6 protein-coding genes and 1 pseudogene are annotated in these 8007 nt (G+C 65.2%); 2 read left to right on the top strand and 5 right to left on the bottom strand.

Translation table 11 applies throughout. From position 1 onward, the window contains the following. Positions 1-191: pseudogene (locus ACMO6A_RS07045) on the top strand (radical SAM protein); the annotation flags it as partial. 85 nt (positions 192-276) lie between these two features. Here ACMO6A_RS07045 and aspS read toward each other — a convergent pair. The 4 genes from aspS to ACMO6A_RS07025 form a co-directional block, all read right to left on the bottom strand. Next, entirely contained in the window at positions 277-2055 is a 1779-nt protein-coding gene (gene aspS / locus ACMO6A_RS07040; RefSeq protein WP_114516666.1) for an aspartate--tRNA ligase, read from the bottom strand. Positions 2056-2209: 154 nt separating this feature from the next. Next, complete coding sequence (locus ACMO6A_RS07035) at positions 2210-2623, bottom strand: type II toxin-antitoxin system VapC family toxin (protein ID WP_035577846.1); 414 nt, start codon at positions 2621-2623, stop codon at positions 2210-2212. After that, a complete protein-coding gene (locus ACMO6A_RS07030) occupies positions 2620-3012 on the bottom strand; it encodes a ribbon-helix-helix domain-containing protein (RefSeq protein ID WP_009305171.1) in 393 nt (130 codons plus the stop codon). Before ACMO6A_RS07030 ends, ACMO6A_RS07035 begins: the two co-directional genes overlap by 4 nt. Before the next feature lie 178 nt (positions 3013-3190). Further along, positions 3191-4672, bottom strand: coding sequence for a helix-turn-helix transcriptional regulator (locus ACMO6A_RS07025; RefSeq protein WP_114516665.1), 1482 nt, complete (start codon positions 4670-4672; stop codon positions 3191-3193). 238 nt (positions 4673-4910) lie between these two features. Between ACMO6A_RS07025 and ACMO6A_RS07020 the strand changes: the two genes are divergently transcribed. Then, positions 4911-6677, top strand: a complete 1767-nt coding sequence (locus tag ACMO6A_RS07020; protein ID WP_021410710.1) for an FAD-dependent oxidoreductase — start codon at positions 4911-4913, stop codon at positions 6675-6677. Positions 6678-6770: 93 nt separating this feature from the next. Here ACMO6A_RS07020 and hisS read toward each other — a convergent pair. Then, a partial coding sequence (gene hisS / locus ACMO6A_RS07015) for a histidine--tRNA ligase (protein ID WP_418470996.1) occupies positions 6771-8007 on the bottom strand: 1237 nt, incomplete at its 5' end.

Genomic DNA, 8007 nt, shown 5'->3' with positions numbered 1-8007 from the left:
GCACGCGTTCCATCGAGGAATGGGAACCTGTGGCCGAGCGCATCTGGACCAACGCCGCCGATCCGCTGTTCGATAAACGTCACGATCCCGGCCAAGGCATGGCCGAAACCGATAAGAACAAGTTCGATCGCCTGAACCGGCAGCGCAAGCCTTTGGAAGACAAGGCCCAGACCGGCGAACCAGCGGCGTAGTCCGGCGCAGACGACAACGCATTCGGATAGAACAGGGGCCCGTTGAGATCAACGGGCCCCTCGATGCGTTCTTTCGCTCGCTTCCCTACAGCGTGCGCAGGTTGACTTCCTTGAGCTGGCGGCCCGTCACGGCGCTCGGGGCGCCGGTCATCGGATCGCTCGCGGAGCTCGTCTTCGGGAAGGCGATGACGTCGCGGATGGACGCCTTGCCGCCCAGCAGCATGACCAAGCGATCGAGGCCCAGCGCGATGCCGCCATGCGGCGGGGCGCCCAGCTCAAGCGCGTGGATGAGGTGGCCGAACTTCTCCTCGATCTCCTCGTCGGTCAAACCGCACGTGCGCAGCACGGCGCGCTGCTCGTCGGCGTTGTGGATACGGATGGTGCCGCCGCCCACCTCGAAGCCGTCCATGACCAAGTCGTAGCTGTAGCTGCCGCACGCCAGCGGGTCGCTCTCGATCTTGTCCACGTCCTCGTCCAGCACGTGGGTGAACGGATGGTGCTCGGCGGCGTACTTCTTCTCGTCCTCGTCGTACTTGAACATGGGGAAGTTCACCACCCACAGCAGCTGATGGCCCTCGCGCGGCACGTCCAGCGCGTCGGCCATATGCAGGCGCAGCGCGCTCAGCACGGCGCTCGCCACCTCGTAGGTGTCGGCGGCGAACAGCAGAAGGTCGCCCGGCTCCACGTCCATGGCCTCCTTCAGCGCGGCGAACTCCTCGTCGCTGAAGAATTTGATGATGGGGCTCTTCTCCTTGCCGTCGGTCGTGAACGCGATCCAGGCCATGCCCTTCGCGCCGTTCTCGGCTGCGATGTCGGCCAGCTTCTCCACGTCGCCGCGGCTCCAGTCGCCCGCGCCCTTCGCGTTGATGGCCTTCACCACGCCGCCGGACTGCGCCACGCTCGAGAACACCTTGAAGCCCGTGTTCTTCACGATGTCGGTGATGTCCACCAGCTCCATGCCGAAGCGCGTGTCGGGACGGTCGTTGCCGAAGCGGTCCATGGACTCGCGGTACTGCATGCGCTCAAGCGGGAAGGCGTGCTCCACGCCCACGGCCGCCAGCGTCTCGGCCATGACGTCCTCCATGAGGTTCATCACGTCCTCGCCCTGCACGAAGCCCATCTCGATGTCCACCTGCGTGAACTCGGGCTGGCGGTCGGCGCGCAGGTCCTCGTCGCGGAAGCAGCGGGCGATCTGGTAATAGCGCTCGATGCCCCCCACCATCAGCATCTGCTTGAACTGCTGGGGGCTCTGGGGCAGCGCGTAGAAACGGCCCGGGTTCGGGCGGCTCGGCACGATGTAGTCGCGCGCGCCCTCGGGCGTGGAGTTCGCCAGGATGGGCGTCTCCACCTCCAGGAAGCCGCGCTCGTTGAGCGCGCCGCGCATGGCCTGGGCCACCTTGTGGCGCAAGTGCAGGGCCTGATACATCTCGGGACGGCGGATGTCCAGGTAGCGCCACTTCATGCGCGTGGTCTCGTCCGTCTCGATGCCGTCCTCGATGGAGAACGGCGGCGTCACGCTCGTGTTCAGGACCTCGACGGACTTCGCCAGCACTTCGATCTCGCCCGTGGCCATGTTGGGGTTCACGGCCTCCGCCCCGCGCTCGCGCACGGTGCCGGCGATTTTCAGCACGTACTCGCGGCCCAGGTGCTCGGCCTTCGCGAAGTCGTCGGCGCTCACGCAGTCGGGATCGACGACCACCTGCGTGTAGCCCGCGCGGTCGCGCAGGTCGACGAAGATGAGCCCGCCGTGGTCGCGGTTGTGCCACGCCCAGCCGCACAGCACGACCTCGCGGCCGACGTCGCCTTTGCGCAGCTCGCCGCACGTGGCGGTGTGCATGCAGTATTCGTTCATGAAGTCCGTCATAACGTTGGTTCCTTGCTCCTCAGCACTGCTATCTGCATTCGCCGCCCCTCCGTGACGCGGCAAACGTTACTCAAACTTAGCCATTGTACAGTATCGAAGGCGCGCGGGTCGAAACAGGTATCCGGTTTCATGCAAAATGCGCGCGAACGACCCGCTAGAAGTTCGTATCGGTCAGCACACAGTCCACCCCGTTGTCCAAGCACAACTGTTGCAGCTTGCGATCCAGCGTGAACAACGTGGCCGCATTGCGCCGCGCGAGCACGAAGTACAGCATGTCGTAAACGGGATGGCGCAAGCGCATCGCTTCTTTCGTGGCCTCGCAGCACTGGGTTTTATCAAGATCACAGAACTCGTCTACGAGAGCGATCGCTTTCTCGATGTTGGCGCATACCGTTTTCTCATCAAGAAGACCCGCTTTATGGTATTTCCAAAAAGCATTCGACACCTCAATGAGAAAGAGCTGAGAGCTGATTACCTCTTCTCCTTCAAGCATCAATTGCCTCAGAGCTCGACCGGCTTCGGTCTCCCTTACCATGTCAACCGCCGCAGAACAATCAAGGACTATCATGCTTCGACCGCCTTCTGCTTCTCGGCAGCAATCATCGCGTCGATAATCGCATCCCGCTCCTCGCGACCCTGGCGTATGAGTTCCACCGTGTCCGGAAAATCATCCGGAACGTCAAATTTCGGCAGCTTGTCGATCTCCGCGAACAGCTCCTTGCGCTTCTCGATGCGCGCGGCTCGCTTCGCCTCAGTGTCGAAGTCGAAGTAACGCGGGCGCCGCTCCAGGCGGTGCAGGTCATGCCCGTCCCAATAATGCTGCGCGTCGGCGGCCTCCAGCATCTGCTCCACCGCCACGATGGTCTGCTGCGCGATGCTGCGATGCTGGCTGGCCGCATACGCCTTCAACTGCTCGTACAAATCGTCGGGAAAATCTCGCACCTGCAAAGCCGGCATGAGGGCTCCTTTCATGAAACTGCGATATGCATGTAGTATACATGACCGAGCACTCAAACGCCACCGGCGCCCCACGCGACACCGATCAATGCCGTAAACAGGGGCAGGTGCCTTTTAAGACGTTTGCCTATCCCGCCCCTCGCGAACACGCCGCCCGCCCCGGCGGCGCGGGCGCGCCTCACATCAATCCCGACCCGAACAGCACGAGGTCGAGCAGCTCCTGCTTCGAGTGGATGTTCAGCTTCTCGTACACGTGCTTGATATGGGTGCGCGTCGTGTTGTGCGAGATCGTCAGCTCCTCGGCGATGTACTTCGCGCTGCGCCCCATGGCGATGAGCCCGAGTATCTCGGCCTCCCGCGGCGTCAAGCCGTTCTCCAGCGCGAGCTTGCGGCAGTACGCCAGCATCTCGGACGGCATCGCCTCGCCTTCCGTCTCCGTCTCGGCGCGCGCCCGCGGCTCCTCGACCTGCCTCTCCTCCTCGCGCGGCCGTTTCCTCTTCGGCACCCCGCGCAGCAGCTGCCCTCCCACGCTGAAGAAGTACAGCGCCGTCAGCGCCCCGGCCACCGCAAGCGCGCACGACGAGAAGCTCAGCGTGGACACGCGCGCGATCAGCTGGCCGATGCACATGGCCTCGAACATCAGCCCCACGGCCAAGCCGCGGATGGCGTACACCGAATCGCGTATGTCGTAAGCGAAGATGGCGATGAGCAGCACCCACACGTTGCTCTCCCACAGCGCGTCCGGCGCGTTCGACGGGATGGCCGCCCCGCCCATCACCAGCCCGATGGAGAACAGGGGCAGATAGCACACGCAAAACGAAAGCACCGCGGTGCCGCGCGGCGACAGCGCGCCCCGTTGCTGCGAGAACCGGCTCATCAGCCAGCAGCAGAACGCCATGAGGATGACCGCCAGCACCTCGAACAGCACCATGTAGTTAAGCCCCGACGACAGCACGTCGTTCTCGCGCCCCGCCAAGTACACGGTCACGCTGCAGCCGATGGCGAACGCCGCTGCAACCGCCACCAGCACTTGCAGCGCCTGCGTCCCCTCGCCCAGCGCGGGCGCATCGCCCTCGTCGGCGGGCTTGGCGGCGCGGATGATGCACGCGATGGTCACCAGCGGCAGCGCGAGCAGGAACCCCTGCGCGATCGTGTCCGAGAACGAGCTGACGCAGCGGAACAGAAAATAGCACACGACGGCCACCACGAGCGCCGGATCGAGGTAGAACGAGGCGCTCTCGGGCCGCGAAGCGTGGATGGTCGACGTCCAGATGACGATGATCCACCCGCAGGCAAGCCCCAGCAAGGCGCCCGACACGTAGAACAGCCCCACGTCCACCACCGGCAGCATCGACACGAGCGCGAGCGTGGCTCCCAACGCCGCCGTCACGCTGACCGCCGGTATCCCCAAAGCCGATTCCGCGAACCGGCGCGCCCGCAGCAGCGGCCTCGACAGCAGATGCGCCGCGATGACCGATGCGATGACCACGAGGAAGAACACGGACAGCTCCGTCGACGTGCGATCAACCCCGATCGAGTACATCGCCCGGATGACCATGTGCGACGTGAAGAAGTACAGCACCCCGATTCCTGCGTCCAGCACCGTCGGGCGGACGAACAGCGCGGAGCCTCCTTCGGTATCGGCTCTCCCCTTTTCCATGACTCCCCTTCCATGGACGCGATGCCATGGTGCCAGTATAAATGACGGCGCCGCCAAGGAATAACGCATTTCGAGTGAGATGCGCGCCGCTTGCCTTCGAAGCCGCCAATGCCACGTTTTGAGTGACGCGCGCCGGCCCGATTGATCATACGCTACATCCCGTCGAGCGTCGCGCAAGACAAAGCAAAAGACATCGCCGCAGCGCTCGGCAGGGGATCATCCGAACAAAGGAGGGAACATGGGAACAGCAAGGTCGATGGATCGTCGCAGCTTCCTGAAGGGCGCCACAGTGGCCGGAGCCGCCGCGGCCGCGGCGGGCACGCTCGGCTTGGCCGGATGCGCGCCGCAGGATAAGGAAACCGTCGCCGCCGCATCGGGCGACCTCGTGCTCGATGCCGAGAAATTCACGAACGCGAAGTGGAACTTCGAGATTCCGCCCGAGCCCGTGGACGAGAGCAAGATCGGAAACACCGTGGAATGCGAGATCCTCGTCATCGGCGCCGGCGTGGGCGGCCTCGTCACCGCCACGTCCGCCGTCGAGGAAGGCGCCGACGTCGTGGTAATCGCCTCGAGCGACGGCCCCGTGTCGCGCGGCGGCTCCAACGCGGCGTTCAACACGCGCCTCACCCACGAGCTGGGCCTCGACTTCACCCGCGAGGAGATCGAACCCATCTTCCAGGAGATCTTCGCGTCGAACAGCTTCCGCCTCGACCAGGAGAAGTGGTGGCTCGTCTACAACGAGTCCGGCAAAGCCATGAACTGGCTCATGGACAAGATGGAGCCCTACGGCATCTCCGCCGTCATCGAGAACAACCAGCGCGACGGCGGCACCGACTGGTGGGACGGCGGCCCGCTCAAAACGCTGAACGTATCCCACTCCTTCGTCGCCGAGGGCGCCCAAGCGGCCGGCGCGTCGCAGCAGATCGTCGTCGAAGCGCTGACCGAGGAAATCCAGAAGGGCGGCGGCCAGGTCTTCTTCAGCACCACCGCCGTGCAGCTCGACCGCGAGGGCGACAACACCGGCCGCGTCACCGGCTGCGTGGCCAAGCACGACGGCGAGTACACCCGCTACAAGGCCACGAAGGGCGTCGTGCTGGCCACGGGCGACTTCTCGCAGGACAAGGACATGGTGGCGAAGTACTGCCCCATGGCGCTGCCCTTCGGCTACGGCGGCGTCTACGACGGCAGCGGCCTCAAGCTGGCGCTGTGGATCGGCGCGTCCTGGCAGAAGTACACGCCGAACGCCCCCATGCTGGCCACGATGGGCGACGAGGTGCTGCCCTGCCGCTGGTGGGCGGAAGGCGCGCTCACCACGTTCCCCGGCCTGCTGGTGAACAAGAAGGGCGTGCGCTACTCCAACGAGAACTGCACGTATGGCTACATGCCCTATCCGCAGCGCGTGCAGCCCGACGGATGCGCGTTCCTCATCTGGGACGAGAACTGGGTGCAGGACTCCGCCCCCTGGCAGAGCGACCGCGTGGGCGGCGAGCCGCGCGACACGCAGGAGGTCTACGACGCCATCCAGGCGCTGTTCGACCCCAACACCGATTGGACCACCACCGACGAGTACGCCGGCTTCGACGCCACAATGGCCGAGAACGCCGTCAAGGCCGACACGCTCGAAGAGCTGGCCGACGGTCTGGGCCTGCCGCGCGAGGAGTTCCTCGCCCAAGTCGAACGGTACAACTCGTACTGCGAGACGGGCCTCGACGACGAGTTCCACAAGGACAAGCGCTTCCTGCTGCCAGTGAAGCAGCCCCCGTTCTACGGCATCAAAAACGAGCCTTACACGCTATGCATCACAGGAGGCCTCAACACCGACATCCAGATGCACGTGTGCGATAGCCAAAACGACCCCATCCCCGGCCTGTACGGCGTGGGCACCGTCGTGGGAGACATGTACGGCGACGTGTACGACTACAAGGTGCCCGGCATCAACCTGGGCGGGGCCTGCACCACCTTCGGCTACCTGCTCGGCAAGAACCTGAGCGCCGGGAAATGGTAAGCCTCTAACAAGATCCTCCCCCTCCCAAGCGAAGGCGGCCTCTCGGCCGCCTTCGTCGTCTTGCTCGCTATCGCCCCTCCCGCACGCTGACGGCTATCGGGCTTCCAGCTTGCCCAGCATAGCCTCGAGGGAATCCGCCTCTCCGCCGAACGGCTCGCCGCCGAAATGCGCCAGCAGCTTCTTCAGCGCGGCGAGATCCGCCGCGCTCTCCTGGTGCGTCCGCATGTTGCGCACCTTCACCTGGCCGGCGGCCAGCTCGTCGGGACCCAGCACCGCCACGACGACGGCGCCCAGCTTGTCGGCCAGCTTGAACTGGCTCTTCAAGCTGCGATGCTGATGATCCATCTCGCCGATGAGCCCCGCGTCACGGCAAGCCTGAACGAGCGAGAACGCCTCCGCGCGCACCGAGTCGTCCACGCAGGCCACGAAGAAGTCGCAGCGCCGAGCCGCGGGGAACTCGTAGCCCGCCGCCTGCAGCGCCAACGCGCACCGCTCGTAGCCCAGCGCGAAGCCGAAGCCGGGCGTGGGGCGCCCGCCCACCTCCTCGGCCAGCTTGTCGTAGCGCCCTCCGCCACCGATGGCGTTCTGGCTGCCCATACCCTCGGTCACCTGCACTTCGAACACCGTGCGCGTGTAGTAGTCCAAGCCGCGCACCAGCTTCGGATCCTCCTCGAAGGAAAGGCCCGCGCCGCCGAGGTACGCCTTCACGGTGTCGTAGTGCTCGCGGCAGTCGTCGCATAGGTGCTCGGTGATCTTCGGCGCATCGGCCATCACGGCGGCGCAGTCGGGGTTCTTGCAATCGAACGCGCGCAGCGGGTTGATCTCCGCGCGGCGCTTGCACTCGTCGCACAGCTCGTCCGCATGCGCGTCCATGTACGCCTTCACGGCATCGCGGTACGCCGGGCGACACTGCTCGCAGCCCATAGAGTTCACCAGAAGGCGCGTGGCGTCCACGGGAATGCCGATGGCGGCAAAGAAGCGCATGAGCATGATGATGCCCTCGGCGTCCACGCTGGGATCTTCGGCGCCCAGGCACTCGACGCCTACCTGGTTGAACTGACGCTGGCGACCCTTCTGCGGACGCTCGGCGCGGAACATCGGGCCTGCGTACATGAGCTTCGCCGGAGCCGCGCCCTGCGGCACCAGATCGTGCTGCACCACCGCGCGCACCACACCCGCCGTGCCTTCGGGACGCAGCGACAGGCGGCTCTTGCCCTTGATGGTGCCGCCGCCCAGAAGCTTGTTCAGGTTCTCGCCCGAGATCGCCGTGAACATCTCCTTCGACACGACATCGGTAGCCTCGCCGATGCCGCGCACGAACAGCTCGGTC

It is taken from the genome of Eggerthella sp., assembly GCF_048329335.1.
In the GTDB taxonomy this organism is placed as follows: domain Bacteria; phylum Actinomycetota; class Coriobacteriia; order Coriobacteriales; family Eggerthellaceae; genus Eggerthella; species Eggerthella lenta.
Note: the sequence above shows the minus strand (reverse complement) of the source record. Positions and strands in the feature narration are given on the sequence as shown.